We start from the raw sequence: 26,013 nt of genomic DNA, 5'->3' as shown, positions 1-26,013 counted from the left end.
GGCGGGGCCGCCGATCTTCAAGGAGAACCATCATGCAACAGCTACGCATGTCGAAGTACCTGGCCGCGATGGTGCTGGCGCTGGGCGTCGCGGGCGCGGCCCATGCGCAGTCGGGCCTGCCGCCCGCGCATCAGCAAGGCGCCGTAAGCTTCGTGTCGGGTGGGGTGGGGCAGGACGAATCCACCGCGTTCGAGCGCAACGAAGGCCACTGGCCGCTCGCGCTGCGCTTCACCGGGGCGGGCGGCGAGTTCCTCGCGGACGTGCACGTGTCCGTCAGCGATGCGAAGGGGGTCGAGGTCCTGAAGACCGATGCGCGCGGTCCGTTCATGCTGGTGAAGCTCGCGCCGGGCCGCTACACGGTCCGGGCGACCTACAACGGCAAGGCGCAGAGCCGCGAGATCCGGGTGCCGGACACGGGCGGCGTGAAGGAAGCGTTCTCGTGGGCCGCGCAATAGTGGTCCCGCCGCCACGCGATACGCGCAATTCGGCAAGGTTTCGCCGATAATGAAAGCCACGGCCTGGGCCGTGGCTTTTTCGTTTCCGGCGCCCGCCGCGCCGCAGGGGATTCCGATGTCCGACGCCGCCAGCCTTCGCATCGAGATCGTGCCGAACCGTCACCGGGTGCGGGTCATCCACCGCGGCATCACCTATGCCGATTCGACCCGGGCGCTGACGGTCCGTCAAGCGGGTTCTCCCGACGTGCATTACCTGCCAAGAAGCGATATCAATATGAAGCGGCTCGCACCGTCCGGGCACGCGACCCAATGCGGCGCCAAGGGCGAGGCGCGCTATTTTCACCTCCAGACGGAAGACGGCGTGATCGAGAATGCCGCCTGGAGCTACGAGGAGCCGCTGGATGCGGCGCAGCCGATCCGTCTGTACGTGGCGTTCCACGCCGACCGGGTCGATCGGATCGACGAAACATCCTGAACGGACACGGGCTCATCGGGGAAGGTTCATGGAACTGAACGACGCGTTGCGTATTCCATTGCCGCCGTCGGTCGTGTGGTCGGCGTTGCAGGATCTCGCGCTGTTGCGCGCGAGCCTCGACCATTGCGAGGCGTTCGCCCGGCTCGCGCACGACGAGTACGCGCTCGCCCTGACGGTGCCGCTCGGTCCCCTGCGCGCGCACTACGACGTCCGCGCGCACGTCGCGGGCCAGCAGGCGGGCGAGGCCGGGCAGATCCGCCGGATGCTGAACTTCAAGGCCCGCGCCGACGGGCTCGGCGCGTTGCGCGGCCAGCTCGACCTGATGCTGGCGCCGGACGGCGCGGACGGCACCCGGATCGAATACGTGGTCTGGGCGACCGCTTCCGGGCCGCTCGCCGAACTGCCCGGCCGGCAGATCAAGAACGCGCTGCACGAGCTGGCCGACGACTTCTTCACCGAATTCTGCGCGGTCGTGCAGGCCAAGCACGGCCTGGCGCCGAATCTCGCGCGCGGCATCCAGCCGCGCCGCCAGCATGTGTTCCTGCGCCCGTCGACGTTCGTCGGCGCGGCGCGCCGTCCCCACGCGCAGCATCTGAGCGGCGCGCTGTCCGGGCGCGCCGCGGGCGCGCTCCATCATCGCGAATCGAACCCCGTGCCGCTGTGGGCGTGGGCCGTGATGATCGTCTTCGTCGCGCTGCTGCTCTACGCGGCGCGCTGGTTCAACGGCAGCTGAAGGCCGACCGTGCGCTCAGGTGGGGTCGCGGCGCAAGGCCGGGCTCAGGTGCAGCATGTCGAAGCACGCGTCGACGAGCTTTTCCGCATGCTGCTCCGCATCGATCTCGTCCGGCAGCATCAGCATGTCGCGCACGAAGCCCGACACCAGCGTGTGCAGCATCAGCGCCGCGCGCCAGGTGTCGAGGGTCGCGGGCAGATCGCCGTCCGCCACCGCCCGGGCGAGATCCGCATCGATGTTGTGCAGCGCCTCGCTCATGCCCGCGCGGTTGCGCTGCAGCAGCGGCTCCAGGTCGGCCACGTACTCGCACTTCATGAACAGGATGCTGAACACGCGCCGCAGCTGCGGCTCGCGTGCGACGCCGAGCAGGCACCAGACCAGGATCTTGCGGATCCGGCCGAGCGGATCGGCGCGCGCGACGCTGTCCTTCGACTTCAGCTCGTCGATCGGCAGGAAAACCCGCGCGAACATCGCGTCGAACAGCTCGCCCTTGTTCGCGAAGTGCCAGTAGATCGCGCCGCGCGTCACGCCGGCATGCTGGGCGATGTCGGCGAGCGAGGTGTGCGACACGCCTTTCTCGAAAAAGACGTGCTCGGCGCTGTCGAGGATGCGGTCGCGCGTGGCGAGCGCTTCCTCCTTGGTACGTCTGACCATTCGCTAGCCTGTAGTGGGCGACGGCGGCCTGGGCGCGCCGTCGGGTCGGGCGCCGCCGCGCGGCCCCCGGGTTGTGTGTAACTGTCGGTAAATTGTAAAAGTTTGTGCGGCGCGGAAAGGTCTTTTACATACAATCATGAATGTATATACAATACCATCCCACGATCGAATGACCCAAGCAGCAATCGGTTAATATCGGATCCTGCTGATATCCCCCCCAACTCGCGCCGCCTGTTTCTCCGGCGCGTTCTCCGGCACGGTCCTTACGTGCCGTTGCTGTATCTGCAGTCCAAGCAAGATAAGCATTCGATCACGCGCCGCAAGGCGCATTCGTGTTGTGTCCCCGAGGGCCTGCACTCAATCCAATTGTTACAAACGAGGTCGCTCCATGCGCGTCGAACGGGTTCCATACCGCTTAATCACTGTCGCGACGGCAGCCGTATTCCTTGCCGCGTGCGGGAAGAAGGAAACGGCACCGCCCCAGCAAACGCCGGAAGTCGGCGTAGTCACCGTCCAACCGCAGACGGTACCGGTCGTCACCGAGCTGCCGGGCCGCACGAGTGCGTACCTGGTCGCGCAGGTGCGCGCGCGGGTGGACGGGATCGTGCTGCGCCGGGAGTTCGTGGAAGGCACGAACGTGAAGGCGGGCCAGCGGCTGTACAAGATCGATCCGGCGCCGTACATCGCGGCGCTGAACAGCGCGAAGGCGGCGCTCGCGAAGGCGGAAGCGAACCTGGCGACGCAGAACGCGCTGGCGGCGCGCTACAAGGTGCTGGTGGCGGCGAACGCGGTGAGCAAGCAGGATTACGACAACGCGGTGGCGACGCAGGGCCAGGCCGCGGCGGACGTGGCCTCGGGCAAGGCGGCGGTGGATACGGCGCAGATCAATCTGGGCTACACGGACGTCACCTCGCCGATCACCGGCCGGGTCGGGATCTCGCAGGTGACGCCGGGCGCGTACGTGCAGGCGAGCCAGGCGACCCTGATGTCGACGGTGCAGCAGCTGGATCAGGTGTACGTGGACCTGACGCAATCGAGCCTCGAAGGGCTGAAGCTGCGGCAGGACGTGCAGAGCGGCCGTCTGAAGACAAGCGGCCCGGGCGCGGCGAAGGTGACGCTGATCCTGGAAGACGGCAAGCCGTACTCGGAGTCGGGGAAGCTGCAGTTCTCGGACGTGACGGTGGACCAGACGACGGGCTCGGTGACGATCCGGGCGATCTTCCCGAACAAGGACGGCGTGCTGCTGCCGGGGATGTTCGTGCGTGCGCACATCGAGGAAGGGGTGAACGACAACGCGTACCTGGTGCCGCAGATCGGCGTGACGCATGACCAGAAGGGTCAGGCGGTGGCGCTGGTGGTGACGGCGGAGAACAAGGTGGCGCCGCATCCGCTGGTGACGACGGGGATGCATGGCCAGAACTGGGTGGTCGAGGGCGGTCTGCAACCGGGCGACCGGGTGATCGTGCAAGGGATCGACAAGGTCCGGCCGGGGATGACGGTCAAGACGGTGCCGGCGGCGTTGCCGCAGGCGGCGGATGACACGGCATCGGCACAGGGTGCGGCGAACGCCGCGGCAGGTGCATCCGGCGCATCGGCGGCGACGCCGGCAAGCGTCGCGTCGGGCGCGCAGCAATAACAGGGGGCCTGTTTCATGGCAAAGTTTTTTATCGATCGCCCGATCTTTGCGTGGGTGATCGCCATCATCCTGATGCTGGCTGGGGTGGCGGCGATCTTCACGTTGCCGATCGCGCAGTATCCGACGATCGCCCCGCCGTCGATCCAGATCACGGCGAACTACCCGGGTGCTTCCGCGAAGACGGTGGAAGACACGGTGACGCAGGTGGTCGAACAGCAGATGAGCGGTCTCGACAACTTCCTGTACATGTCGTCGACGAGTGACGATTCCGGTACGGCCACCATCACGCTGACCTTCTCGCCGGGCACCAACGCGGACATCGCGCAGGTGCAGGTGCAGAACAAGCTGTCGCTCGCGACGCCGAACCTGCCGCAGGTGGTGCAGCAGCTCGGCCTGTCGGTGACGAAGTCGAGCAGCAGCTTCCTGCTGGTGCTCGCGTTCACGTCCGAAGACGGCAGCATGAACCGCTACGACCTCGCGAACTACGTCGCGTCGCACGTGAAGGATCCGATCAGCCGTCTGAACGGCGTCGGCACCGTCACGCTGTTCGGCTCGCAGTACGCGATGCGGGTCTGGCTCGATCCGAACCGGCTGAACAACTATGGCCTCACGCCGGTCGACGTGACGAACGCGATCAGCGCGCAGAACGTGCAGGTCGCGGGCGGCCAGCTCGGCGGCACGCCGGCGAAGCCGGGCACCGTGCTGCAGGCGACGATCACCGAGGCGACGCTGCTGCGCACGCCGGAGGAGTTCGGCAACATCCTGCTGAAGGTCAACCAGGACGGCTCGCAGGTTCGCCTGAAGGATGTCGGGCGCGTGGCGCTCGGCGCGGAAAACTACAACTTCGACACCCGCTACAACGGCAAGGCGAGCGCGGCGCTGGGGATCCAGCTCGCGACCAACGCGAATGCGCTCGCGACCGCGAAGGCGGTGCGTCAGCAGGTCGACGAACTGTCGAAGTACTTCCCGCACGGCCTGACGGTGTCGTATCCGTATGACACGACGCCGTTCGTGAAGCTGTCGATCGAGGAAGTGGTCAAGACGCTGCTCGAAGGCATCGTGCTGGTGTTCCTCGTGATGTACCTGTTCCTGCAGAACCTGCGGGCGACGATCATCCCGACGATCGCGGTGCCGGTGGTGCTGCTGGGCACGTTCGCGGTCATGTCGCTCGTGGGCTTCTCGATCAACACGCTGTCGATGTTCGGGCTCGTGCTGGCGATCGGTCTATTGGTCGACGATGCGATCGTGGTGGTGGAGAACGTCGAGCGGGTGATGGCGGAAGAGGGCTTGTCACCGAAGGAGGCGACCAAGAAGGCGATGGGCCAGATCACGGGCGCGCTCGTCGGCGTGGCGCTCGTGCTGTCGGCGGTGTTCGTGCCGGTGGCGTTCTCGGGCGGCTCGGTGGGCGCGATTTACCGGCAGTTCTCGCTGACGATCGTGTCGGCGATGGTGCTGTCGGTGCTGGTCGCGTTGATTCTGACGCCGGCCCTGTGCGCGACGCTCCTCAAGCCGATCCCGAAGGGCCATCACGAGCAGAAGAAGGGCTTCTTCGGCTGGTTCAACAAGACCTTCGACCGCAGCCGCGAGAAGTACCACGTCGGCGTGCACCACGTGATCAAGCGCTCGGGCCGCTGGATGGTCATCTATCTGGTCGTGATCGTCGCGGTCGGGCTGCTGTTCGTGCGCCTGCCGAAGTCGTTCCTGCCGGATGAGGATCAGGGCCTGATGTTCGTGATCGTGCAGACTCCGTCGGGTTCGACGCAGGAAACCACGGCGCGCACGCTCGAGAACATCTCGAACTACCTGCTGACCGACGAGAAGGAAATCGTCGACTCCGCGTTCACGGTGAACGGCTTCAGCTTCGCGGGCCGCGGCCAGAACTCGGGTCTCGTGTTCGTCCGCCTGAAGGATTACGCGCAGCGTCAGCATGCGAACCAGAAGGTGCAGGCGCTGATCGGCCGGATGTTCGGCCGCTACGCGGGCTACAAGGATGCGCTCGTGATTCCGTTCAATCCGCCCTCGATTCCGGAACTCGGCACGGCCGCCGGCTTCGACTTCGAGCTGACGGACAACGCGGGTCTCGGCCACGATGTGCTGATGGCTGCGCGCAACCAGTTGCTCGGGATGGCAGCCAAGGATCCGACGCTGCGGGGCGTGCGTCCGAACGGCCTGAACGATACGCCGCAGTACAAGGTGAACATCGATCGCGAGAAGGCGAACGCGCTTGGCGTCACCGCGGCGAACATCGACCAGTCGTTCAACATCGCCTGGGGTTCGAGCTATGTGAACAACTTCCTCGACACCGACGGCCGGATCAAGAAGGTCTACGTGCAGGCCGACGCGCCGTTCCGGATGTCGCCGGAAGACCTGTACATCTGGTACGTGCGCAACAGCACGGGCACCATGGTGCCGTTCAGCGCGTTCGCATCGGGCCAGTGGACCTACGGTTCGCCGAAGCTCGAGCGCTACAACGGCATCTCGGCGATGGAAATCCAGGGCCAGGCCTCACCGGGCAAGTCGACCGGTCAGGCGATGGCGGCGATGGAAGCGCTCGCGAAGAAGCTGCCGGAAGGCATCGGCTATTCGTGGACGGGCCTGTCGTTCCAGGAAATCCAGTCGGGTTCGCAGGCGCCGATCCTGTACGCGATCTCGATCCTCGTGGTGTTCCTGTGTCTGGCCGCGCTGTATGAAAGCTGGTCGATCCCGTTCTCGGTGATCATGGTGGTGCCGCTCGGCGTGATCGGGGCACTGCTGGCGGCGACGCTGCGCGGGCTCGAGAACGACGTGTTCTTCCAGGTGGGGCTGTTGACCACGGTGGGCTTGTCGGCGAAGAACGCGATCCTGATCGTCGAGTTCGCGCGCGAGTTGCAGACGACCGAGAAGATGGGGCCGATCGAGGCCGCGCTGGAAGCGGCGCGGCTGCGGCTGCGCCCGATCCTGATGACGTCGCTGGCGTTCATCCTGGGCGTGCTGCCGCTCGCGATCAGCAACGGCGCGGGCTCGGCGAGCCAGCACGCGATCGGCACGGGCGTGATCGGCGGGATGATCACGGCGACCTTCCTCGCGATTTTCATGATCCCGATGTTCTTCGTGAAGGTGCGGGCGGTGTTCAGCGGCGAGAAGGAAGACGTCGACGAGGCGCTGCGTCTGGCGCAGGAACACGCGCATCACGAACAGAAGCCGGAAGACGGCGACGACGCAGGCAGGAAGGGACAGTGATGATGCAAAAACATGCATTGACCGCATTGGCGGTGGCGCTCTTCGCGAGCGGGTGCACGATGGCGCCGCATTACCAGCGACCGGAGGCGCCCGTGTCGGGCGCGTTCCCGAGCGACGGCGTGTATGCGACGCAGCCGGGCGCGACGGGCGCGCGCAGTGCGAACGGGCAGGCGGCGACCGAGATCGGCTGGCGCAACTTCTTCACCGATCCGCGGCTGCAGCGGCTGATCGAGATCGCGCTGAAGAACAACCGCGACCTGCGGGTGTCGGTGCTGAACATCGAGGCGGCGCGCGCGCAGTATCAGATCACGCGCGCGGGCCTGTTCCCGGCGATCGATGCCACGGGCACCGGCAATCGCCAGCGTCTGCCGAATGCGCTGACCTCGGTGCCGGGCCAGAACATCACGACGACCTACAACGTGGGCTTGTCCGCGTCGTGGGAGTTGGACCTGTTCGGCCGGATCCAGAGCTTGAAGGACCAGGCGCTCGCGCAGTACCTGTCGACGTCGTATGCGCGGCAGGCGAGCGAGATCTCGCTCGTGGCGCAGATCGCGGACCAGTACCTGACGGTGTTGTCGAACGACGACCTGCTCGCGGTGACGGAAGGCACGCTGAAGACGGCGCAGGAATCGTATCGGCTGACGAAGCTGCAGTTCGACAACGGCACGGGTTCCGAACTGGACCTGCGGCAGGCGCAGACGGTCGTCGAACAGGCGCTCTCGAACCAGCAGGCGCAGGCGCGTGCACGGGCGCAAACCGTGAACATGCTGGTGCAGCTGGTGGGCGAGCCGCTGCCGGACGATCTGCCGGCGGGTTTGCCGCTGAACGCGCAGAACCTGTTGACGGACGTGCCGGCGGGCCTGCCCTCGGAACTGCTGACGCGGCGTCCGGACATCATGCAGGCGGAGCAGGCGCTGCGCGCGGCGAACGCGAACATCGGCGCGGCGCGCGCGGCGTTCTTCCCGAAGATCTCGCTGACGGCGGCGTTCGGCACGGCGAGCCCGACGCTGGGCGGCCTGTTCAAGGCCGGCACGGCGGCGTGGTCGTTCGCGCCGAACATCGCGCTGCCGATCTTCGAGGGTGGGCAGAACATCGCGAACCTGAACCTGGCGAACGTGCAGAAGCGGATCGAGATCGCGAACTACGAGAAGGCGATCCAGTCGGCGTTCCGGGAAGTGTCGGACGGGCTGGCGGCGCGCGGCACGTACGACCAGCAGATCGCGGCGCTGGAGCGCAACGAGCACGCGCAGCAGCGGCGTTTCGATCTGTCGGACCTGCGTTACAAGAACGGGGTGGACAACTACCTGTCGGTGCTGACCGCGCAGACGGACCTGTACAACGCGCAGCAGGCGCTGATCAACGCGCGGCTCGCACGCTGGACCAACCTGGTGGATCTGTACCGGGCGCTCGGCGGCGGGTGGATCGAGCGGGCGGGCGACGCGCCGCGTCCGGCCGATGCGCCGGTCGACTACGGCACCGCGACCGCGCCCAAGCCGGCTTCGCAGACCGCGACGACGGGCTGAACGCGGCCGTCGCGACAGGCGGCGCGGTCGGGCTGTCTGTTTCGCGGGGGGCCCGGGCGACCGGTTCAACGCCACGGCTTTTGCCGTGGCGTTTTTCCTTGTGGGTCGCTCGTGCGTCGATGCGGTGGCGGGTCGCGGCGAGGGGGGCGCAATCGTCGAGATCGGCGCGACGCCAGGACAAGGCCGTCGCGCCGATTCCCGGTCCGGCGATGAGGCGCCTGGTCAATCCGATCGTGGGCCTTGGCCGTGACGGGAGAGAGGCGGGCGCGGTGGGTGGGCGCAGGACCGGCCGCGGTGTCCTCCGGCCCGACGACGAAGCCGCGAGGCGGGTTCAGCGGCGAGACGGCATGACGACGGCAAGGTGCCGCGCTTTCCGCGCACGGTGTGCCGCGGCGTGCGCGCCGCCGCGTCGGCCATCGGATAAAAAAACGCCACGGCTGCCCGTGGCGTTTTTCACATCGCAGCCGGCGTCGCGCGTCAATGCAGGTCGACCGGCCGTCCGTCGAAATCGTGTCCCGCGCGACGGATCTCGCATTTGGCGTCCTTCTCGCCCTTCACGCCGTTGAACACGAGATTCAGGAGCACGGCCGACACCGACGCGAGCAGGATCCCGCTGTGAAGAATCGGGGCGAACGCGCTGGGCATCTTCGCGAAGAAACCGGGCGACACGACCGGCACGAGACCGAGGCCGATGCTCACCGCGACGATGAACAGGTTGTTGTGGTTGCCGACGAAATCGACCTTCGACAGCACCTTGATGCCGTTCGCCGCGACCATCCCGAACATCACGATGCCCGCGCCGCCGAGCACGAACGAGGGCACCGACGCGACCACCTGCGCCATCTTCGGAAACAGGCCGAGCAGCACCAGCAGCACGCCGCCCGTGGCGCACACGTAGCGGCTTTTCACGCCCGTCACGCCGATCAGGCCGACGTTCTGCGAGAACGAGGTGTGCGGGAACGAGTTGAAGATCCCGCCGATCAGCGTGCCGAGGCCGTCGACGCGCAGCCCGCGCACGAGGCGTTCCTGGTCGACCGGCCGTTCGACCATGTCGCCCACGGCGAGGAACATGCCGGTCGATTCGATGAAGGTGACGAACATCACGATCACCATCGTCGCGATCGACAGCGGATCGAAGTGCGGCAGTCCGAAGTGGAACGGCATCACGAAGCCGACCCACGGCGCGCTCGCGACGCCGTCGGTGTTCACCCGGCCGAGCGCGAACGCGAGGCCGAAGCCGGCGACGATGCCGAGCAGCACCGAGATGTTCGCGACGAAGCCGCGCCCGAACTTGTTGATCAGCAGGATGATCGCGAGCACCAGCAGCGACAGGCCGAGGTACACGGGATTGCCGTAGTCGGGGTTGCCGACGCCGCCCGCCGCCCAGTTGATCCCGACTTCCATCAGCGACAGCCCGATCACCGAGATCACCGTGCCGACCACGACGGGTGGAAAGAAACGCAGCAGCTTGCCGATCACGGGCGCGAGCACGATGCCGATCACGCCGGCCGCGATGGTCGAGCCGAAGATGTCGAGGATGCCGAGGCCGGGATTGGTGCCGATCGCGATCATCGGCCCGACGGCCGCGAACGTGCAGCCCATGATCACCGGCAGGCGGATGCCGAAGATCCACAGGCCGAGGGTCTGGATCAGCGTGGCGATGCCGCACGCGAACAGGTCCGCGCTGATCAGGAACGCGATCTGGTCTTTGGGCAGCTTGAGTGCGCCGCCGACGATGAGCGGCACGGCGACCGCGCCGGCGTACATGACGAGCACGTGTTGCAGGCCCAGCGTCAACAACTTGCCGGACGGCAACACCTCGTCGCACGGATGGACCGTGTTCGATTGCATCTGTCTCACTCCATGATCTTGTTTTCTGGATGACACGAAGTTATGCGCATTGCCGGTCCGCAACAAGAGTACTGGGTTCTATTCCGCTCTTTGCAGCAGTGATATGCGCGTTTCGCGCGAGTAAGCAGTGGAATCATGGGCGACGGGCGGTGGCTGTGAGGTTCAGGGTTTTTATAGCCGTCCAAAAATGCCGGGAGCGTCCCGCCAAATATCGCGGGGTTTATGGTGTGTATTGGGAAGGCCGCATAGTGGGTTTGCGCGGGGGGCGCGCGGCGCGCGGGGTTAACCCGCGCAAGCCGTTCTCGCAGCAGGGTTGCACCGCTGCGGGACGATAATGGGGATTGAGTAAGTCAGGGCGATAGGCAACGCGCGACGACGTGCTCGCTTGAGCAACGCGACGTTGGCCTGGATCCGCTAGGACTTTGCGCGTCGGCGGCGCAGGAGGTGCCGGAACAGCCACGTCATGCAGAGCACGATGGCGAGAGACACGGCCAGGTGGACGAGAAGAACCAGGTCGTCACCCGCCTCGCCATCCCAGAATCCCGGTACATGGCTGAAGATCCAGATCCACATGCTTTCGGAGATCGGCAGGGTGAAGGCGGGATGATTCAGACAGAGCCACGCCAGGAGCAGGGTCGCACCCGCGATCCACAGCGTGAAGGCGACGAAGCGGAGTCCATTTTTCATCGGACCGTCACCCGCCCGTACATCTGGAGTTGCGTGCCAGGGATAACGGTGGTGCGTTGGCCTTTGAGGATGCGCCGCACTCGGTAGAAATCGATGCTGCGCTCAAGCGTAATACAGCCTTCGCTGATACCTAAATTTCCTTTGGGGTGCAGCCGGAACTGACCACGCCGAACGCGATTGCAGAAAACCTCGTCGTCAATTTTTCCGTCGATCGCGTAGAGGGCAAACCTGTCGCGCTTATCGTTGAACAGTTCCTTGAGTTGGCCCAGCATGCCGCCGGACTGACGATCGAGGACGTAGTAAGTACCAGGGGGAATGGGGCCTAAGTGCGGAATGCGGGCGGAGCGCCGCTGATTTCGGTGGCGATCCATACCGGAGAATGCCGGAAACGAAAGTGAACCGCGTTTCAGGCTGCTCATGTTTTCCCCGTTCAGCTTGAACGAACATTCGACCATCGTATCGTCCACTCCTCCACGTGGGCGGGTCGAAGACAGACGACCCGCAAGGCGTGGACTATGTGATCCGGCTGAAGGGCGGTCTATGAGCCTTGTCTGAAATGCGAGCAGCCTGCGATCGATCCGGCTCGCCGGCTGCCTCCCGCACGCGTCAGCCGCGCCGCCGCCCGAGCAGGCTGAGCCCGTACGCGAGCGCCGACAGCGCGGTGATCCAGAAGCTGGTCGGCCAGTCGGTGTAGTACGCGAGCGTGATGCCGAGCCACGCCTGGGCGAGCGCGAGGAGCGCCGCGAGCCAGACGCCCGTCGACAGGCGCGTCGCGAGGTTCTGCGCGGCGGCGGCCGGCCCGACCAGCAGCGTGAACACCAGCAGCACGCCGACGATCTGCGTGCACGCGGCGACGGCCAGCGCGCAGATCGCGAGGAACAGCACCGACACGCGGCGCAGCGACACGCCCTTCGCCTCGGCCAGCTCGGGTTGCAGCGAGGCGAACAGCAGCGGCCGCATGATCGCGGCGAGCGCGACGAGGCTGACCGCGCCGATGCCGGCGAGCACGGCGAGCGTCGCGCGGCTCACGCCGAGCACGTTGCCGAACAGCAGCGCGGTGACCTGGGTCGCATAGCTCGTGTAGAAGTGCAGGAACAGCAGGCCGCAGCCGAGCGCGACCGACAGCGTGACGCCGATCGCGACGTCGCGGCCCGCGAGCCGTTCGCCGAGCGCGCCCATGCCGACGCCCGCGGCGAGCGTGAAGCCCACCATGCCCCAGATCGGCGAGATGCCGAGCAGCACCGCGCCCGTCGCGCCAGTGAAGCCGACGTGCGACAGCGCGTGGCCCGCAAAGGTCTGGCCGCGCAGCACGAGGAAGTAGCCGACCACGCCCGCGAGCACCGCGACGATGCCCGCCGCCGCGAACGCGTTGACCATGAATTCGTACTCAAACATCGTGTGCGTGTCCGTCGTGGGGATGGGCGTGACCGTGCGCGTGCGCGCCGTCGTCTTCGTGTTCGTGGTCGTGCTTCTCGACTTCGACGTCGCCCGACATCACGAAGATGCGGCCGTTGACGCGCATCACGTCGATCGGCGAGCCGTACAGCCGCGACAGCACCGGCTTCGTGATCACCTCGTCGACGGTGCCGAGCGCGGCGACGCCGCTGCCGAGATACAGCACGCGGTCGAGCGCGTTGAGGAGCGGGTTCAGTTCGTGCGCGGAGAACAGCACGGTGATGCCCAACTCGCGCTGCACGCGCCGCACCAGCTCGACCACGCCGCGCTGGCGGTGCGGATCGAGGCTGATCAGCGGTTCGTCGAGCAGCAGCAGTTTCGGTGCGCCGAGCAGGCACTGCGCGAGCAGCAGGCGCTGGCGTTCGCCGCCCGACAGCTCGGACAACGGCCGCTGCGCGAGGGCCGTGCCGCCGACGAGATCGAGCACGCGCGCGACGTCTTCCCTCACCGCCGCGCTGGTGCGCGGCAGGCCCCAGTGGTGGCCGTCGGCCGCCATCGCGACGAAGTCGTAGCCGCGCACGCGGCGGCCGGCGAGCGCGCTGCGCGTCTGCGGCATGTAGCCGATCGCGGGGTTGCCGCGCGCGACAGGTTCGCCCGCGACGCGCAGCGTGCCGCGCGCGGCCGGCACGAGGCCGAGCACCGCGCGCATCAGCGTGGTCTTGCCCGCGCCGTTCGGCCCGAGCACGCCGACGAATTCGCCGGCCTCGACGGCGAGGCTCACGTCGTCGAGGATCGTGCGCCCGCCCAGCGTGAGCGTGACGTGCTCGAGTTCGAGCGCGTGCGCAGCGTGCGTCATCACTTTTGCGCGAGCGCGGCGCCGAGCGCGTCAAGCTGCGCGAGCATCCACTGCTGGAAGGTCTTGCCCGACGGCTGGGTCTCGGTCACGGCGATGCTCGGCACGCGCGCGTCGTGCGCGATCTTCAGCATCCGCTTCGTCATCGGCTCCTCCGCCTGGCTGTTGTAGATCAGCACGCGCACGCGCCGGTTGCGCAGGTCGCTTTCGAACGCGGCGATGTCGGACGCGCTCGCCTCGGTGTCGTTCATCGTCGCGAGCTGGAAGCGCAGGTTGCGCATCTCGAGGCCGAGCGCATCGGCCATGTAGCCGAACACGGGCTCGGTGGCGGTCACGGGCGCGCCCTGGTATTGCGCGCGCAGCGCGGCGACCTTCGCGTCGAGCGGCTGCAGCGACGCGATGAAGCGCGCGAGGTTCGCGTCGTACTCGGCCTTGTGCGCGGGATCGGCCGTGCCGAGCGCGGCGGCGATCGCGCGCGCCGCGGCCGGCATCGTCGCCGGGTCGTACCACAGGTGCGGGTTGTCGCCGGCCTTCTTGCCGAGCAGATCGGCGACCACGATCGTCGTGCGCCGCGCGCTCTTCGACGCGCCGAGCAGCTTGGTCATCCACGGGTCGTAGTTCGCGCCGTTGTAGACCACGAGGTTCGCGTGCTGGAGCGCGCGCGCGGTCTTGGGGCTCGCCTCGAACAGGTGCGGGTCCTGGTCGGGATTGCTGAGGATGCTGGTCACCGCGACGCGCGCGCCGCCGATCTGCTGCACCACGTCGCCGTAGAAGTTCTCGGCGGCGACGACCTGCACGGGGGCATTCTGCGCGGCGGCCGCTGCGCTCAGCGTGAGCGCGCAGGCGCCGGCGGCCAGCCGGCGGGCCAGGGAGGAAAACGAGCGCGCGCGCAGCGAAGCGCGCAGCGAGGCGACGGAGATCATGCGGTCGATCCTGGTGGGTCGGTGGAAAGAGGCGCTGCGCTTACGCGCGCGGCGCCTGCCGGGTCTTGCAGTGCCCGCACAGGCCGCTCAGCTCGACGACCTGGTGATGCAGCTCGAAACCGTGCGCGGGCGCGCTGGCGGACAGCTGCCGCGCGAGTTCGACGCCGGGGATCTCGACGGTGTCGCCGCACGCTTCGCAGATCAGGAACTGCCCTTCGTGCGGCTGGCCGATCTCGCAGCAGGCGAGGAACGCGTTCTTCGATTCGATCCGGTGGATGAAGCCGTGCTCGACGAGAAACTCGAGCGCGCGATAGACCGTGGTCGGCGGCACCCGGCCGCGCTGCGGCTCCAGCTCGGCGAGCAGGTCGTACGCGCCGATCGGCCGCTGCGCGGCGAGCACGCGCTCGTACACCTGCCGGCGCAGCGGCGTCCAGGTGAGGTCGTGCTCGGCGGCGAACGCGTCGGCGCGGGCGAGGCGGGCGGCAAGGGGATGGGTCGAGGCCATGGCGGAGACCGGCGGATCGAAGGAATCGTGATGATATAACGTATCCGCCTCGACTGCACGGAGCCGGGGCGCGTCGGCCCGCCGCCGATGCCGCGCCGCATCATCGAAAAGGGGATTGCCCGCCTTGACAGCGGCGACATCGTATTCGATCATTCGATCGCGGTATGAGCAAATGATCATTCAGTGAACGTTCGCTCGCCGACGGATTCGCCAACGACTACAACGAATCGGAGACAGCCAGTGAGATTGCAGGACAAGGTCGCGATCCTGACGGGCGCCGCGAGCGGCATCGGCGAGGCGGTCGCGCAACGTTACCTGGACGAAGGCGCGCGCTGCGTGCTGGTCGACCTGAAGCCCGCCGACGGCGCGCTCGCGCGGCTCATCGACGCCCAGCCCGACCGCGCCGTCGCGCTCAGCGCGGACGTCACGCGCCGCGACGATCTGGCGCGCATCGTCGCCACCGCCGTCGAGCGCTTCGGCGGCATCGACATCCTGTTCAACAACGCGGCGCTGTTCGACATGCGCCCGCTTCTCGACGAATCGTGGGATGTGTTCGACCGCCTGTACGCGGTCAACGTGAAGGGCATGTTCTTCCTGATGCAGGCGGTCGCGCAGCGGATGGTCGAACAGGGGCGCGGCGGCAAGATCATCAATATGTCGTCGCAGGCGGGCCGGCGCGGCGAGGCGCTCGTCTCGCACTACTGCGCGACCAAGGCGGCGGTGCTCAGCTACACGCAATCGGCCGCGCTCGCGCTCGCGCCGCACCGGATCAACGTGAACGGCATCGCGCCCGGCGTGGTCGACACGCCGATGTGGGACCACGTGGACGCGCTGTTCGCCCGCTACGAGCACCTGCCGCCCGGGGAGAAGAAGCGTCGCGTCGGCGCGGCGGTGCCGCTCGGCCGGATGGGCGTGCCCGCCGACCTGACGGGCGCCGCGCTGTTCCTCGCGTCGGCCGACGCCGACTACATCACCGCCCAGACGCTGAACGTCGACGGCGGCAACTGGATGAGCTGAGATCATGGCCGCGATCGTGGTCGCCGGAGAACTGCTGGCCGAATTCGTCGCGGCGCGGCGCGGCCAGGGCTTCGAGGCGCCGGGCGCGTTCAGCGGGCCGTTTCCGAGCGGCGCGCCCGCGATCTTCGCGGACCAGGCGGCGCGCCAGCGCGTCTCGGTCGCCTACGCGGGCTGCGTCGGGCGCGATGCGTTCGGCGACGCGATCGTCGCGCGGCTGCGCGGCCACGGCGTCGAGACCGGCGCGATCCGGCGCGTCGGGCGGCCGACCGGCGTCGCGTTCGTCGCCTATCGCGACGACGGCAGCCGCCAGTTCGTCTACAGCCTCGCGGGCAGCGCGGCCTCGGCGCTCGACGCGAGCGACGTCGCCCCGGCGTTGTTCGACGGCTGCCGCTATTTTCATGTGATGGGTTCCTCGCTGACGAGCGCGGCCGCGATCGATGCGGTGCGGCGCGGCGTGACCGAGGCGGCGCGGGTCGGCGCGAAGGTGTCGTTCGATCCGAACGTGCGCGCCGAGATGCTCGCGTTCCGGCCGATGCGCGCGGCGCTGCACGAGGTGCTCGATGCATGCCACCTGTTCCTGCCGAGCGAGGCCGATCTGCCGTTCTTCTGCGGCGAGCAGGCGTGCGAGCGCGCGATCGCCGGCCTGCTCGCGACCCGCCCGCTGTTGGAGCGCGTGGTGCTGAAGCGCGGCGCGGCCGGCTGCTCCGCGTTCGAGCGCGCGGGGCGCTGCGAGGCGCCCGGTTACGCGGTGCGCGAAGTCGATCCGACGGGCGCGGGCGACTGCTTCGGCGGCACCCTGGTCGCGAGCCTGATCGACGGCCTGCCGGTCGAGGCCGCGCTGCGCCGCGCGAATGCGGCGGGCGCGCTCGCCGTGACGCGGGTCGGCCCGATGGAGGGCAACAGCGACCGGGATGAACTCGATCGCTTCATCGCCACGCGAGGTGCCGCATGCACGATGTGATTCCGGCGCGCGCGGGCGCGGCGCTCGCCGATCTGTTCGACGCCAACCGGCGCACCGGCGCGCGCGGCATCTACGCGGTATGCAGCGCGCACCGGCTGGTGCTCGAGGCGGCCTGCGAGACCGCGCGCGACGATGCGTCGCCGCTGCTCGTCGAGGCTACCTGCAATCAGGTCAATCATCGCGGCGGCTATACGGGGTTCACGCCGGCGGCGTTCCGGCGCGACCTCGAGGGGCTGGCGCGCGCGCGCGGGCTCGCGCCCGACGCGCTGCTTCTCGGCGGCGACCACCTCGGCCCGAATCCGTGGCGGCATCTCGATGCGCGCAGCGCGCTCGACGAGGCCTGCGTGATGATCGAGGCCTATGTCGACGCGGGTTTCACGAAGCTGCACCTGGACGCGAGCATGACCTGCGCGGACGACGCCGCACCGCTGCCGGATGCGGAGATTGCCGCGCGCGCGGCGCGGCTGTGCGCGGTGGCGGAGCACGCGGCCGCACGGACGGGCCTCGCGCCCGTCTACGTGATCGGCACCGAGGTGCCGGTGCCCGGCGGCGAAGCGGGCGGCGCGGACGACGGCGACGCGATCGCGCGCATCGAGGTGACCCGCGCGGACAGCGTGCGGGCCACGCTCGACGCGCATCGCAGCGCATTCGCGCGGCTCGGGCTCGACGCGGCCTGGTCGCGCGTGATCGCGGTGGTCGCGCAGCCCGGCGTCGATTTCGACGATCGCCGGGTGCTCGACTATGCGCCGGCGAAGGCCGCGCCGCTCGCCGCGAGCATCCTGCACGCGCCGGGACTCGTGTTCGAGGCGCATTCGACCGACTACCAGACCGAGGCCGCGCTCGCCGCGCTGGTGCGCGACCATTTCGCGATCCTCAAGGTCGGGCCGGCGCTGACGTTCGCGCTGCGCGAGGCGTTGTTCGCGCTCAGCTACATCGAGGACGCGCTGTACGATGAGGCGGACGAACGTTCCGGGCTGCGCGAGGTGGTCGACGCGGCGATGCGCGCGCGCCCCGAGCACTGGGCGCCGTACTACCGCGGCGACGCGGCCGCGCAGCGGCTCGCGCGGCAGTTCAGCTACAGCGACCGGATCCGCTACTACTGGCTGCAGCCCGCCGTCGCGGCGGCGGTCGAGCGGCTGTTCGGCAATCTCGCGCGCCGCGCGCCGCCGGAGACGCTCGTCGCGCAGTGGCTGCCCGACGTCTACGCGGCGCGGCGCGCCGGTGCGCTGGCGGGCGGGCCCGACGCGTGGGTCCGCCACCGGATTCGCGAGGTGCTCTCGCGTTATGCGCGCGCCTGCGGGACGCGGCCGCGCGCCTGATGATCCGCCCGACGACAAGCCGATAAACACAGGAGACATGCGATGCAACGACTCAAGCCCACCGCCGCGATGCTGCGCCCAGGCGCAGGGCGCCTCTGCGCGGGCGTCGCGCTGACCGCGTGCGCGCTCGCCGCGCATGCGGCGACGCTGACGATCGCGACCCTCAACAACCCGGACATGATCGAGCTGAAGAAGCTGTCGCCGGCGTTCGAGAAGGCGAACCCGGATATCCGGCTGAACTGGGTGATCCTGGAAGAGAACGTGCTGCGGCAGCGCGCGACCACCGACATCACGACGGGCAGCGGCCAGTTCGACGTGATGGCGATCGGCACCTACGAGGCGCCGCAGTGGGGCAAGCGCGGCTGGCTCGCGCCGATGACGAACCTGCCCGCCGACTACGATCTGAACGACGTCGTGAAGACCGCGCGCGACAGCCTGTCCTATAACGGCCAGCTGTACGCGCTGCCGTTCTACGTCGAAAGCTCGATGACCTTCTACCGCAAGGATTTGTTCGCGGCGAAGGGGCTCAAGATGCCGGACCAGCCGACCTACGCGCAGATCGCCGAATTCGCCGACAAGCTCACCGACAAGGCCGCCGGCACCTACGGCATCTGCCTGCGCGGCAAGGCGGGCTGGGGCGAGAACATGGCCTACGTGTCGACGGTGGTGAACACCTTCGGCGGCCGCTGGTTCGACGAGCAGTGGAACGCGCAGCTGACCTCGCCGGAATGGAAGAAGGCGATCAATTTCTACGTGAACCTGCTGCGCAAGAACGGGCCGCCGGGCGCCAGCTCGAACGGCTTCAACGAGAACCTCACGCTGACCGCGTCGGGCAAGTGCGCGATGTGGATCGATGCGACGGTCGCGGCGGGCATGCTGTACAACAAGCAGCAGTCGCAGGTCGCCGACCGCATCGGCTTCGCGGCGGCGCCCGTCGCCGTCACGCCGAAGGGCTCGCACTGGCTGTGGGCGTGGGCGCTCGCGATCCCGAAGACCTCGAAGCAGCAGGACGCCGCGAAGAAGTTCATCGAATGGGCGACCTCGAAGCAGTACATCGAGCTGGCGGGCAAGGACGAGGGCTGGGCCTCGGTGCCGCCGGGCACGCGCCAATCGACCTACCAGCGCGCCGAGTACAAGGCCGCCGCGCCGTTCTCCGACTTCGTGCTGAAGGCGATCCAGACCGCGGACCCGACCGATCCGTCGCTGCAGAAGGTGCCGTACACGGGCGTGCAGTACGTCGGGATTCCCGAGTTCCAGTCGTTCGGCACGGTGGTCGGCCAGTCGATCGCGGGCGCGGTCGCGGGCCAGATGAGCGTCGACCAGGCGCTCGCCGCCGGACAGGCCGCCGCGGACCGCGCGGTGCGCCAGGCGGGCTACCGCAAATGAACGGCCGCGCGCGCCGCCCGGCCATCCGGCTCACGCGCGCGGCTCGGCCGCGCGCCTTCCACAGGGAGCTTCGCTCATGCGCCATCTCCGCCTTCCGCTGTCCCATCCGGTGCCGCTGACGCCTGACGCGCGCGCCGCCGCCGCGTCGCGCGGCCGCTCCACGCGCTGGCTCGTCTCGCCCTCGGTTGCGGTGCTGGTGCTGTGGATGTCGATCCCGCTCGCGATGACGATCTGGTTCTCGCTGTCGCGCTACAACCTGCTCAATCCCGACGTAAAGGGTTTCGCCGGGCTCGACAACTACCGCTTCCTCGCGACCGATCCGTCGTTCCTGCCGGCGATCTGGCACACGCTCGCGCTGATCGGCTCGGTGCTCGCGATCACGGTGGTCGGCGGCGTGCTGATGGCGGTGCTGTTCGATCGCAAGTTCTACGGGCAGGGCGTCGCGCGCCTCCTCGCGATCGCGCCGTTCTTCGTGATGCCGACCGTGTCGGCGCTGATCTGGAAGAACATGATCCTGCATCCCGTGTACGGTCTCGTCGCGGCCGCGATGCGCGCGCTCGGCATGCAGCCGATCGACTGGTTCGCGCAGTATCCGCTCTCCGCGGTCGTGATCATCGTCGCGTGGCAGTGGCTGCCGTTCGCGTTCCTGATCCTGTTCACCGCGATCCAGTCCCTCGACCAGGAGCAGAAGGAGGCCGCGCGCATCGACGGCGCGGGCCCGTTCGCGATGTTCTTCCACATCACGCTGCCGCACCTGAAGCGCGCGATCGCGGTGGTCGTGATGATGGAGACGATCTTCCTGCTGTCGATCTTCGCGGAGATCTACACCACCACCGGCGGCGGCCCGGGCGACGCGACCACCAACCTGTCCTACCTGATCTACGCGCTCGGCCTCCAGCAGTTCGACGTGGGGCTGGCGTCGGCGGGCGGGATCCTCGCGGTGGTGCTCGCGAACGTGGTGTCGTTCTTCCTCGTGCGGATGCTCGCGAAGAACCTGAAAGGGGAGTACGAAGCATGAGCGACCTGTCCATTCCAACCCGGCCGCGCTCCGCGCGCGGGCCCGCCGGCGTGCTGCGCGCGCTTGGGCGCGGCCTGCCCGGCGTGCTCGCGTGGCTGGTCGCGCTGCTGCTGTTCTTCCCGATCTTCTGGATGGCGATCACCGCGTTCAAGACGGAACAGCAGGCCTATTCGTCGTCGCTGCTGTTCGTGCCGACGCTCGACAGCTTCCGCGAGGTGTTCGCGCGCAGCGACTACTTCGCGTTCGCGTGGCATTCGGTGCAGATCTCCGCGGGTGTCACCGCGATCTGCCTGCTGCTCGCGGTGCCTGCCGCGTATGCGATGGCGTTCTTCCCGGGCCGGCGCACCCAGTCGCTGCTGCTGTGGATGCTGTCGACCAAGATGATGCCGTCGGTCGGCGTGCTGGTGCCGATCTACCTGTTGTGGAAGAACGCGGGGCTGCTCGACACCGTGTCGGGCCTCGTGATCGTCTACACGCTGATCAACCTGCCGATCGCGGTGTGGATGACCTTCACCTACTTCAACGAGATTCCGCGCGACATCCTGGAGGCGGGCCGCATCGACGGCGCGTCGACCTGGCAGGAGATCGTCTACCTGCTGCTGCCGATGGCGCTGCCCGGCCTCGCGTCGACCGCGCTGCTGCTCGTGATCCTGTCGTGGAACGAGGCGTTCTGGAGCATCAACCTGTCCAGCTCGAACGCGGCGCCGCTGACGGTCTTCATCGCATCGTATTCGAGCCCGGAAGGGCTGTTCTGGGCGAAGCTGTCGGCCGCCTCGCTGCTCGCGGTCGCGCCGATCCTGGTGGTCGGCTGGTTGTCGCAGAAGCAGCTCGTGCGCGGCCTCACGTTCGGAGCGGTCAAGTGAGCGGCGCCGGGGAACAGGCGCTGATCTGCGATTGCGACGGCGTGCTGATCGACAGCGAGGCGATCGCGGCCGAGGTGCTGGTGCGCGAACTCGAGGCGCGCTGGCCCGGCGTCGCGGCGCGCCCGATCGTGATGCCGCTGCTCGGCCTGCGCACCGAGCGCGTGCTCGAAGGCGCATGCGCGCACGCCGGCCGCACGCTCGCGCCGGCCGACGTCGAGGCGATCCGCGCGTGCGTCGCGGCGGCGGCCGTCGAGGCGCACGAGGTCGACGGCGTGGCGGATGCGCTCGCGCAGATCCCGCTGCGCGCCGCCTGCGCGAGCAACAGCGACCACGCCTATGTCGAGACGGTTCTGCGGCGCACCGGGCTCGTGCGTTTCTTCGGCGCGCGCGTGTTCTGCGCGGACCGCGTCGCGCGGCCCAAGCCGGCGCCCGACGTCTACCTCGCGGCTGCCCGGGCGCTCGGCGTCGCGCCCGCGCGCTGCGTGGTGGTGGAGGACAGCGTGACGGGCGTCACCGCGGCGACGGCGGCCGGCATGACGGTATTCGGCTTCGCGGGCGCGGGCCACGCATCGGCGGTGCAGCGCGCGGCGCTGCGCGACGCCGGCGCGCGTCAGGTATTCGATGCGATGCGCGCGCTGCCCGCGCTGGTCGCGCAATGGCGCGCGACCGACGCGGCGCAGCCGCATTGAACGACGGCGTCGCCGTGCGACGCGTCACTGGACACTGGAACGGAGGCGGAAAAATGGCAAGCGTGCTCCTGCGCAATATCGGCAAGCGCTACGACGACACCGAGGTGCTGCGCAACGTCAACCTCGACATCGCGCACGGCGAATTCGTGGTGTTCGTCGGGCCGAGCGGCTGCGGCAAATCCACGCTGATGCGGATGATCGCGGGCCTGGAGGACATCTCGGACGGCGACCTGCTGATCGACGGCGCGCGCGTCAACGAGGTGCCGAGCGCGAAGCGCGGCATCGCGATGGTGTTCCAGTCGTACGCGCTGTATCCGCACATGACGTTGTACGACAACATGGCGTTCGGCCTCAAGCTCGCGGGCGCGAAGAAGCCCGAGATCGACGCCGCCGTGCGTCAGGCCGCGAAGATCCTGCACATCGACCATCTGCTCGACCGCAAGCCGAAACAGCTGTCGGGCGGCCAGCGGCAGCGCGTCGCGATCGGCCGGGCAATCACGCGCAAGCCGAAGGTGTTCCTGTTCGACGAACCGCTGTCGAACCTCGACGCGGCGCTGCGCGTGAAGATGCGGCTCGAATTCGCGCGGCTGCACGACACGCTCGGCACCACGATGATCTACGTGACGCACGACCAGGTCGAGGCGATGACGCTCGCCGACAAGATCGTCGTGCTGTCGGCGGGCAGCGTGCAGCAGGTCGGCACGCCGAACGCGCTGTACCACGCGCCCGCGAACCAGTTCGTGGCGGGCTTCATCGGTTCGCCGAAGATGAATTTCCTGGCAGGCGTCGCGCATGCGGTGAGCCCCGACGAGGCGCTCGTGCGCTTCGCGAGCGGCGAGACGCAGCGGGTCGCGGTCGACACGGCGAGCCTGCGCGTCGGCGACAGCGTGACGGTCGGGGTGCGGCCCGAGCATGTGCGGGTCGACGCGGCGGCGGGCGAGGGCGTCGCCGCGCGTGCGATGGCGGTCGAATCGCTCGGCGATGCGGCTTATCTGTACGCGGAAACGCCGCTCGCGGCCGACGGCCTGATCGCGCGGATTCCACCGCTCGACACTTACCGGAGCGGCGAGACGCTGCGCGTGAGCGCCGAGCCTGCGCACTGCCACCTGTTCGACGCCGACGGGCGCGCGTTCGCGCGCCGCCTGCCGCATGCGCGCGCGGCTTGATCCATCCGCGTCAGGGGAACATCCGCGCGGCGAGGAAGTCGACGAACGCGCGCACCTTGGGCGTCGCATGGCGGCCCGACGGCCACAGCAGATGGAACACGATGGTGCGCTCGACGTGGCCGTCGAGCACGGTGCGCAGCGTGCCGGCCGCGAGCTCGCCGCGCACCGAGAAGTCGGGCACGCAGGCGATGCCGCGCCCGCGCAGCGCGAAGCACACGCGGGTCTCGAGGTTGTTGCAGATCATCGAGACCGGCACCTCGATGCCCGGCGCGTCGCGCAGCGGCCAGACTTCGAGCTTGCCGTCCTTCGGATAGCGGAAATGCAGGCACACGTGCCGCGTGAGGTCGGCGGGCGTGCGCGGCGTGCCGTGCCGCGCGAGGTAATCGGGCGCGGCGACGAGCAGGGTCCGGCACGCGCCGAGCCGGCGCGACGACAGGCGCGAGTCGCTCGGCGCGCCGGTGCGCAGCACCGCGTCGAAACCTTCGTCGATCACGTCGACGAGCCGGTCGGAGAAATCGAGGTCGAGCTGGATGTCCGGATAGGCGGCCATGAAGTCGGCGAGCAGCGGCTGCACCAGCCAGCTGACGATCGGCAGGCTCACGCGCAGCCGGCCGCGCGGCGCGTCCGAGGTGTCCGACAGTTCCTGTTCCGCTTCGTCCAGTTCGGCGAGCACACGCCGGCAGCGCTCCAGAAAGCGCGCGCCCTCGGCCGTCAGCGCGATGCTGCGGGTGCTGCGGTGGAACAGCCGCGTGCGCAGGCGCGCCTCCAGGCGCGCGATGCGTTTGCCGACCGCCGAGGCGGACAGGCCGAGCGCGCGACCCGCCGCGACGAAGCTGCGGGTTTCCGCAACCTGCACGAACACGAGCAGACCGGTCAGGCTCTCCATGGCGATCCTCTCGATTGCGGACATCGATGTCCGCGGAGTCAGGAACTCTAGCCCAGTTTTTCTTCGCGTGCCGGCTGCCTACCATGGGCGTTCGATTCGACTTTCGATTCCGGAGGGATGACATGGAGCAGCATGGAAAAGGGCGCCGGCGCGCGGCGGCGAGGTTGCGCGCGCATCGAACGGGAGGGCGCGCCGCATGAGCGACGATTGCGTGCTCGATGAAGCTGCCGTTGCCCAGGCCGCGCCGGCGGGCGCGCGCACGGGCCGGCTGCCGGTCGGCGGCCTGCTCGCGCTCGCGACGGCCGCCTTCGTGACGATCCTGACCGAGGCGCTGCCGGCCGGGCTGCTGCCGCTGATGAGCCGCGACCTGCGCGTGAGCGAGGCGCTCGTGGGCCAGCTCGTGACGGTCTACGCGCTCGGCTCGCTGCTCGCCGCGATTCCGCTCGTCGCGGCCACGCGCGGGATGCGTCGACGGTCCTTGCTGCTGATCGCGCTGGCGGGATTCGTGGCCGCGAACACCGTCACGGCGGCGTCGGCCTCGTATCCGCTCACGCTGGCCGCGCGCTTCGTCGCCGGCATGTCGGCGGGCTTGTTGTGGGCGCTGCTCGCCGGCTACGCGAGCCGGATGGTCGAGGCGCGGCTGCGCGGCCGCGCCATCGCGCTCGCGATGCTCGGCGCGCCCGTCGCGATGTCGATCGGCATTCCGCTCGGCACCGCGCTCGGTGCGGCGTACGGCTGGCGCGTCGCGTTCGCCGCGATGACGGCGCTCACGCTCGCGCTGATCGCCTGGGTGCGCGCGGGCCTGCCGGATTTCGCGGGGCAGGCGGCCGGCGCGCGCCGGCCGGTCGCGGCGGTGTTCGCGCTGCCGGGCGTCGCGGCTGTGCTGGCCGTGATGTTCGCGTTCGTGCTCGCGCACAACATCCTGTACACCTATATCGCGCCGTTTGCGACGCTGGCGCGGATGGCGGCGCGGGTCGACACGGTGCTGCTGGTGTTCGGCGTGCTGTCGATCGCCGGTATCGCGCTGACGGGCGCGTGGATCGGCGCGCGGCTGCGCGGGCTCACGCTCGCGAGCGTCGCGCTGTTCGGCGCGGCGGCGCTGCTGCTGGGTGTCGCGGCACGGACGCCGGCGGCGGTTTACGCGGGCGTCGCCGCGTGGGGGCTCGCGTTCGGCGGCGCGCCGACGCTGTTCCAGACCGCCCTCGCGGACGCCGCCGGCGACGCGGCGGATGTCGCGCAGTCGATGCTCGTCACGGTGTGGAATCTTGCGATCGCAGGCGGCGGCCTGGTCGGCGGGCTGGTGCTCGGCGCGCGCGGGCCGGCGGGCTTGCCGTGGTTGCCCGTCGCGTTGCTCGCGGCGGCGTGGATGTTCGCGTGGCGCGCGCGCACGGTGGCGTTTCCGGCGGCGCGCGCGAGCGCATGAACGTCTCGGCGTTTCGGCGACTGAGCGGTTTCGGCGTCTGAGCGTCTGAGCGTCTGAGCGACTGAGCGACTGAGCGACTGAGCGACTGAGCGACTCAGCGACTGAGCGACTGAGCGACTCAGCGACTCAGCGACTGAGCGACTGAGCGACTGAGCGACTGAGCGACTCAGCGACTCAGCGACTGAGCGACTGAGCGACTGAGCGACTCAGCGACTCAGCGACTCAGCGACTGAGCGACTGAGCGACTGAGCGACTGAGCGACTGAGCGACTGAGCGACTCAGCGACTCAGCGACTCAGCGTCTCAGCGTCTCAGCGACTCAGCGTCTCAGCGTCTCAGCGTCTCAGCGACTCAGCGTCTCAGCGTCTCAGCGACTC

Annotated in this window: 24 protein-coding genes; 15 read left to right on the top strand and 9 right to left on the bottom strand. The window is 68.7% G+C overall.

The features are described from left to right. Window positions 1–32 precede the first annotated feature (32 nt). The 3 genes from AC1RQF_RS05740 (at window position 33) to AC1RQF_RS05730 (ending at window position 1,663) form a co-directional block, all read left to right on the top strand. On the top strand, window positions 33–455 hold the full coding sequence (locus tag AC1RQF_RS05740) for a carboxypeptidase-like regulatory domain-containing protein (protein ID WP_273998921.1): 423 nt from the start codon (window positions 33–35) through the stop codon (window positions 453–455). Window positions 456–570: 115 nt separating this feature from the next. Continuing rightward, entirely contained in the window at window positions 571–930 is a 360-nt protein-coding gene (locus AC1RQF_RS05735) for a DUF427 domain-containing protein (RefSeq protein WP_274004368.1), read from the top strand. 28 nt (window positions 931–958) lie between these two features. Then, window positions 959–1,663: an SRPBCC family protein gene (locus tag AC1RQF_RS05730; protein WP_273998919.1), complete on the top strand. Its 705-nt coding sequence runs from the start codon at window positions 959–961 to the stop codon at window positions 1,661–1,663. Window positions 1,664–1,678: 15 nt separating this feature from the next. On the opposite strand, the gene AC1RQF_RS05725 is transcribed toward AC1RQF_RS05730, so the two are convergent. Continuing rightward, window positions 1,679–2,317, bottom strand: coding sequence for a TetR family transcriptional regulator (locus AC1RQF_RS05725; RefSeq protein ID WP_273998918.1), 639 nt, complete (start codon window positions 2,315–2,317; stop codon window positions 1,679–1,681). A gap of 388 nt (window positions 2,318–2,705) precedes the next feature. Between AC1RQF_RS05725 and AC1RQF_RS05720 the strand changes: the two genes are divergently transcribed. Genes AC1RQF_RS05720 through AC1RQF_RS05710 form a run of 3 tightly spaced genes read left to right on the top strand, consistent with a single transcriptional unit; the run spans window position 2,706 to window position 8,695 of the window. Beyond that, window positions 2,706–3,953: an efflux RND transporter periplasmic adaptor subunit gene (locus tag AC1RQF_RS05720; RefSeq protein ID WP_273998917.1), complete on the top strand. Its 1,248-nt coding sequence runs from the start codon at window positions 2,706–2,708 to the stop codon at window positions 3,951–3,953. A 15-nt stretch (window positions 3,954–3,968) separates the two neighbouring features. Beyond that, window positions 3,969–7,172, top strand: a complete 3,204-nt coding sequence (locus AC1RQF_RS05715; protein WP_492871504.1) for an efflux RND transporter permease subunit — start codon at window positions 3,969–3,971, stop codon at window positions 7,170–7,172. Beyond that, a complete protein-coding gene (locus AC1RQF_RS05710) occupies window positions 7,172–8,695 on the top strand; it encodes an efflux transporter outer membrane subunit (protein ID WP_273998914.1) in 1,524 nt (507 codons plus the stop codon). Before AC1RQF_RS05715 ends, AC1RQF_RS05710 begins: the two co-directional genes overlap by 1 nt. Before the next feature lie 477 nt (window positions 8,696–9,172). Here AC1RQF_RS05710 and AC1RQF_RS05705 read toward each other — a convergent pair whose 3' ends face one another. The 7 genes from AC1RQF_RS05705 to AC1RQF_RS05675 form a co-directional block, all read right to left on the bottom strand. After that, on the bottom strand, window positions 9,173–10,546 hold the full coding sequence (locus AC1RQF_RS05705; protein WP_273998913.1) for a nucleobase:cation symporter-2 family protein: 1,374 nt from the start codon (window positions 10,544–10,546) through the stop codon (window positions 9,173–9,175). Window positions 10,547–10,960: 414 nt separating this feature from the next. Continuing rightward, window positions 10,961–11,233, bottom strand: a complete 273-nt coding sequence (locus AC1RQF_RS05700) for a hypothetical protein (RefSeq protein ID WP_273998911.1) — start codon at window positions 11,231–11,233, stop codon at window positions 10,961–10,963. Next, on the bottom strand, window positions 11,230–11,688 hold the full coding sequence (locus AC1RQF_RS05695) for a DUF2778 domain-containing protein (RefSeq protein WP_274004366.1): 459 nt from the start codon (window positions 11,686–11,688) through the stop codon (window positions 11,230–11,232). Before AC1RQF_RS05695 ends, AC1RQF_RS05700 begins: the two co-directional genes overlap by 4 nt. Before the next feature lie 151 nt (window positions 11,689–11,839). Beyond that, window positions 11,840–12,628 carry a metal ABC transporter permease gene (locus AC1RQF_RS05690; protein ID WP_252981793.1) on the bottom strand — a complete coding sequence of 263 codons (789 nt, stop codon included), beginning with the start codon at window positions 12,626–12,628 and terminating at the stop codon, window positions 11,840–11,842. Beyond that, on the bottom strand, window positions 12,621–13,484 hold the full coding sequence (locus AC1RQF_RS05685; protein ID WP_273998910.1) for an ABC transporter ATP-binding protein: 864 nt from the start codon (window positions 13,482–13,484) through the stop codon (window positions 12,621–12,623). Before AC1RQF_RS05685 ends, AC1RQF_RS05690 begins: the two co-directional genes overlap by 8 nt. After that, window positions 13,484–14,404, bottom strand: coding sequence for a metal ABC transporter solute-binding protein (locus AC1RQF_RS05680; protein ID WP_273998908.1), 921 nt, complete (start codon window positions 14,402–14,404; stop codon window positions 13,484–13,486). The genes AC1RQF_RS05685 and AC1RQF_RS05680 overlap by 1 nt, the downstream gene beginning before the upstream one ends. A 40-nt stretch (window positions 14,405–14,444) precedes the next feature. Beyond that, complete coding sequence (locus AC1RQF_RS05675; RefSeq protein WP_273998906.1) at window positions 14,445–14,909, bottom strand: Fur family transcriptional regulator; 465 nt, start codon at window positions 14,907–14,909, stop codon at window positions 14,445–14,447. A 240-nt stretch (window positions 14,910–15,149) separates the two neighbouring features. Here AC1RQF_RS05675 and AC1RQF_RS05670 point away from each other — a divergent pair, with 240 nt between their 5' ends. The 8 genes from AC1RQF_RS05670 (at window position 15,150) to AC1RQF_RS05635 (ending at window position 23,328) form a co-directional block, all read left to right on the top strand. Continuing rightward, complete coding sequence (locus AC1RQF_RS05670) at window positions 15,150–15,926, top strand: L-iditol 2-dehydrogenase (RefSeq protein WP_273998905.1); 777 nt, start codon at window positions 15,150–15,152, stop codon at window positions 15,924–15,926. 4 nt (window positions 15,927–15,930) lie between these two features. After that, window positions 15,931–16,887: a sugar kinase gene (locus AC1RQF_RS05665; RefSeq protein WP_273998904.1), complete on the top strand. Its 957-nt coding sequence runs from the start codon at window positions 15,931–15,933 to the stop codon at window positions 16,885–16,887. Further along, window positions 16,875–18,206: a D-tagatose-bisphosphate aldolase, class II, non-catalytic subunit gene (locus AC1RQF_RS05660; protein WP_492871502.1), complete on the top strand. Its 1,332-nt coding sequence runs from the start codon at window positions 16,875–16,877 to the stop codon at window positions 18,204–18,206. Before AC1RQF_RS05665 ends, AC1RQF_RS05660 begins: the two co-directional genes overlap by 13 nt. 69 nt (window positions 18,207–18,275) lie before the next feature. Then, window positions 18,276–19,592 (top strand): ABC transporter substrate-binding protein, encoded by a 1,317-nt coding sequence (locus AC1RQF_RS05655; RefSeq protein ID WP_274004365.1) that lies wholly within the window; start codon window positions 18,276–18,278, stop codon window positions 19,590–19,592. A 76-nt stretch (window positions 19,593–19,668) separates the two neighbouring features. Next, entirely contained in the window at window positions 19,669–20,610 is a 942-nt protein-coding gene (locus tag AC1RQF_RS05650; protein WP_273998900.1) for a carbohydrate ABC transporter permease, read from the top strand. Then, a complete protein-coding gene (locus tag AC1RQF_RS05645; protein WP_273998899.1) occupies window positions 20,607–21,473 on the top strand; it encodes a carbohydrate ABC transporter permease in 867 nt (288 codons plus the stop codon). Before AC1RQF_RS05650 ends, AC1RQF_RS05645 begins: the two co-directional genes overlap by 4 nt. Beyond that, window positions 21,470–22,162: an HAD family hydrolase gene (locus AC1RQF_RS05640; RefSeq protein WP_273998898.1), complete on the top strand. Its 693-nt coding sequence runs from the start codon at window positions 21,470–21,472 to the stop codon at window positions 22,160–22,162. The genes AC1RQF_RS05645 and AC1RQF_RS05640 overlap by 4 nt, the downstream gene beginning before the upstream one ends. Window positions 22,163–22,215: 53 nt before the next feature. Beyond that, window positions 22,216–23,328, top strand: coding sequence for an ABC transporter ATP-binding protein (locus tag AC1RQF_RS05635; protein WP_273998897.1), 1,113 nt, complete (start codon window positions 22,216–22,218; stop codon window positions 23,326–23,328). Window positions 23,329–23,338: 10 nt separating this feature from the next. Here the strand turns inward: AC1RQF_RS05635 and AC1RQF_RS05630 are convergent, their stop codons facing one another. Continuing rightward, window positions 23,339–24,214: a LysR family transcriptional regulator gene (locus AC1RQF_RS05630; RefSeq protein WP_492871500.1), complete on the bottom strand. Its 876-nt coding sequence runs from the start codon at window positions 24,212–24,214 to the stop codon at window positions 23,339–23,341. A 196-nt stretch (window positions 24,215–24,410) separates the two neighbouring features. Between AC1RQF_RS05630 and AC1RQF_RS05625 the strand changes: the two genes are divergently transcribed. After that, window positions 24,411–25,637 carry an MFS transporter gene (locus AC1RQF_RS05625; RefSeq protein ID WP_492871499.1) on the top strand — a complete coding sequence of 409 codons (1,227 nt, stop codon included), beginning with the start codon at window positions 24,411–24,413 and terminating at the stop codon, window positions 25,635–25,637. The last annotated feature ends 376 nt before the right edge of the window (window positions 25,638–26,013 follow it).

This window comes from Burkholderia sp. GW821-FHT14F03 (assembly GCF_058803765.1).
Note: the sequence above shows the minus strand (reverse complement) of the source record. Positions and strands in the feature narration are given on the sequence as shown.

Excerpts from the sequence above, each read along its gene's own strand:
- AC1RQF_RS05690 (WP_252981793.1), bottom strand. The coding sequence starts at position 12,628 with ATGTTTGAGTACGAATTCATGGTCAACGCGTTCGCGGCGGCGGGCATC.
- AC1RQF_RS05725 (WP_273998918.1), bottom strand. The coding sequence starts at position 2,317 with ATGGTCAGACGTACCAAGGAGGAAGCGCTCGCCACGCGCGACCGCATC.
- AC1RQF_RS05650 (WP_273998900.1), top strand. The coding sequence starts at position 19,669 with ATGCGCCATCTCCGCCTTCCGCTGTCCCATCCGGTGCCGCTGACGCCT.
- AC1RQF_RS05665 (WP_273998904.1), top strand. The coding sequence starts at position 15,931 with ATGGCCGCGATCGTGGTCGCCGGAGAACTGCTGGCCGAATTCGTCGCG.
- AC1RQF_RS05685 (WP_273998910.1), bottom strand. The coding sequence starts at position 13,484 with ATGACGCACGCTGCGCACGCGCTCGAACTCGAGCACGTCACGCTCACG.
- AC1RQF_RS05630 (WP_492871500.1), bottom strand. The coding sequence starts at position 24,214 with ATGGAGAGCCTGACCGGTCTGCTCGTGTTCGTGCAGGTTGCGGAAACC.
- AC1RQF_RS05635 (WP_273998897.1), top strand. The coding sequence starts at position 22,216 with ATGGCAAGCGTGCTCCTGCGCAATATCGGCAAGCGCTACGACGACACC.
- AC1RQF_RS05660 (WP_492871502.1), top strand. The coding sequence starts at position 16,875 with ATGCACGATGTGATTCCGGCGCGCGCGGGCGCGGCGCTCGCCGATCTG.
- AC1RQF_RS05695 (WP_274004366.1), bottom strand. The coding sequence starts at position 11,688 with ATGGTCGAATGTTCGTTCAAGCTGAACGGGGAAAACATGAGCAGCCTG.
- AC1RQF_RS05680 (WP_273998908.1), bottom strand. The coding sequence starts at position 14,404 with ATGATCTCCGTCGCCTCGCTGCGCGCTTCGCTGCGCGCGCGCTCGTTT.
- AC1RQF_RS05710 (WP_273998914.1), top strand. The coding sequence starts at position 7,172 with ATGATGCAAAAACATGCATTGACCGCATTGGCGGTGGCGCTCTTCGCG.
- AC1RQF_RS05740 (WP_273998921.1), top strand. The coding sequence starts at position 33 with ATGCAACAGCTACGCATGTCGAAGTACCTGGCCGCGATGGTGCTGGCG.
- AC1RQF_RS05720 (WP_273998917.1), top strand. The coding sequence starts at position 2,706 with ATGCGCGTCGAACGGGTTCCATACCGCTTAATCACTGTCGCGACGGCA.
- AC1RQF_RS05700 (WP_273998911.1), bottom strand. The coding sequence starts at position 11,233 with ATGAAAAATGGACTCCGCTTCGTCGCCTTCACGCTGTGGATCGCGGGT.
- AC1RQF_RS05675 (WP_273998906.1), bottom strand. The coding sequence starts at position 14,909 with ATGGCCTCGACCCATCCCCTTGCCGCCCGCCTCGCCCGCGCCGACGCG.
- AC1RQF_RS05715 (WP_492871504.1), top strand. The coding sequence starts at position 3,969 with ATGGCAAAGTTTTTTATCGATCGCCCGATCTTTGCGTGGGTGATCGCC.
- AC1RQF_RS05705 (WP_273998913.1), bottom strand. The coding sequence starts at position 10,546 with ATGCAATCGAACACGGTCCATCCGTGCGACGAGGTGTTGCCGTCCGGC.
- AC1RQF_RS05730 (WP_273998919.1), top strand. The coding sequence starts at position 959 with ATGGAACTGAACGACGCGTTGCGTATTCCATTGCCGCCGTCGGTCGTG.
- AC1RQF_RS05735 (WP_274004368.1), top strand. The coding sequence starts at position 571 with ATGTCCGACGCCGCCAGCCTTCGCATCGAGATCGTGCCGAACCGTCAC.
- AC1RQF_RS05655 (WP_274004365.1), top strand. The coding sequence starts at position 18,276 with ATGCTGCGCCCAGGCGCAGGGCGCCTCTGCGCGGGCGTCGCGCTGACC.
- AC1RQF_RS05645 (WP_273998899.1), top strand. The coding sequence starts at position 20,607 with ATGAGCGACCTGTCCATTCCAACCCGGCCGCGCTCCGCGCGCGGGCCC.
- AC1RQF_RS05625 (WP_492871499.1), top strand. The coding sequence starts at position 24,411 with ATGAGCGACGATTGCGTGCTCGATGAAGCTGCCGTTGCCCAGGCCGCG.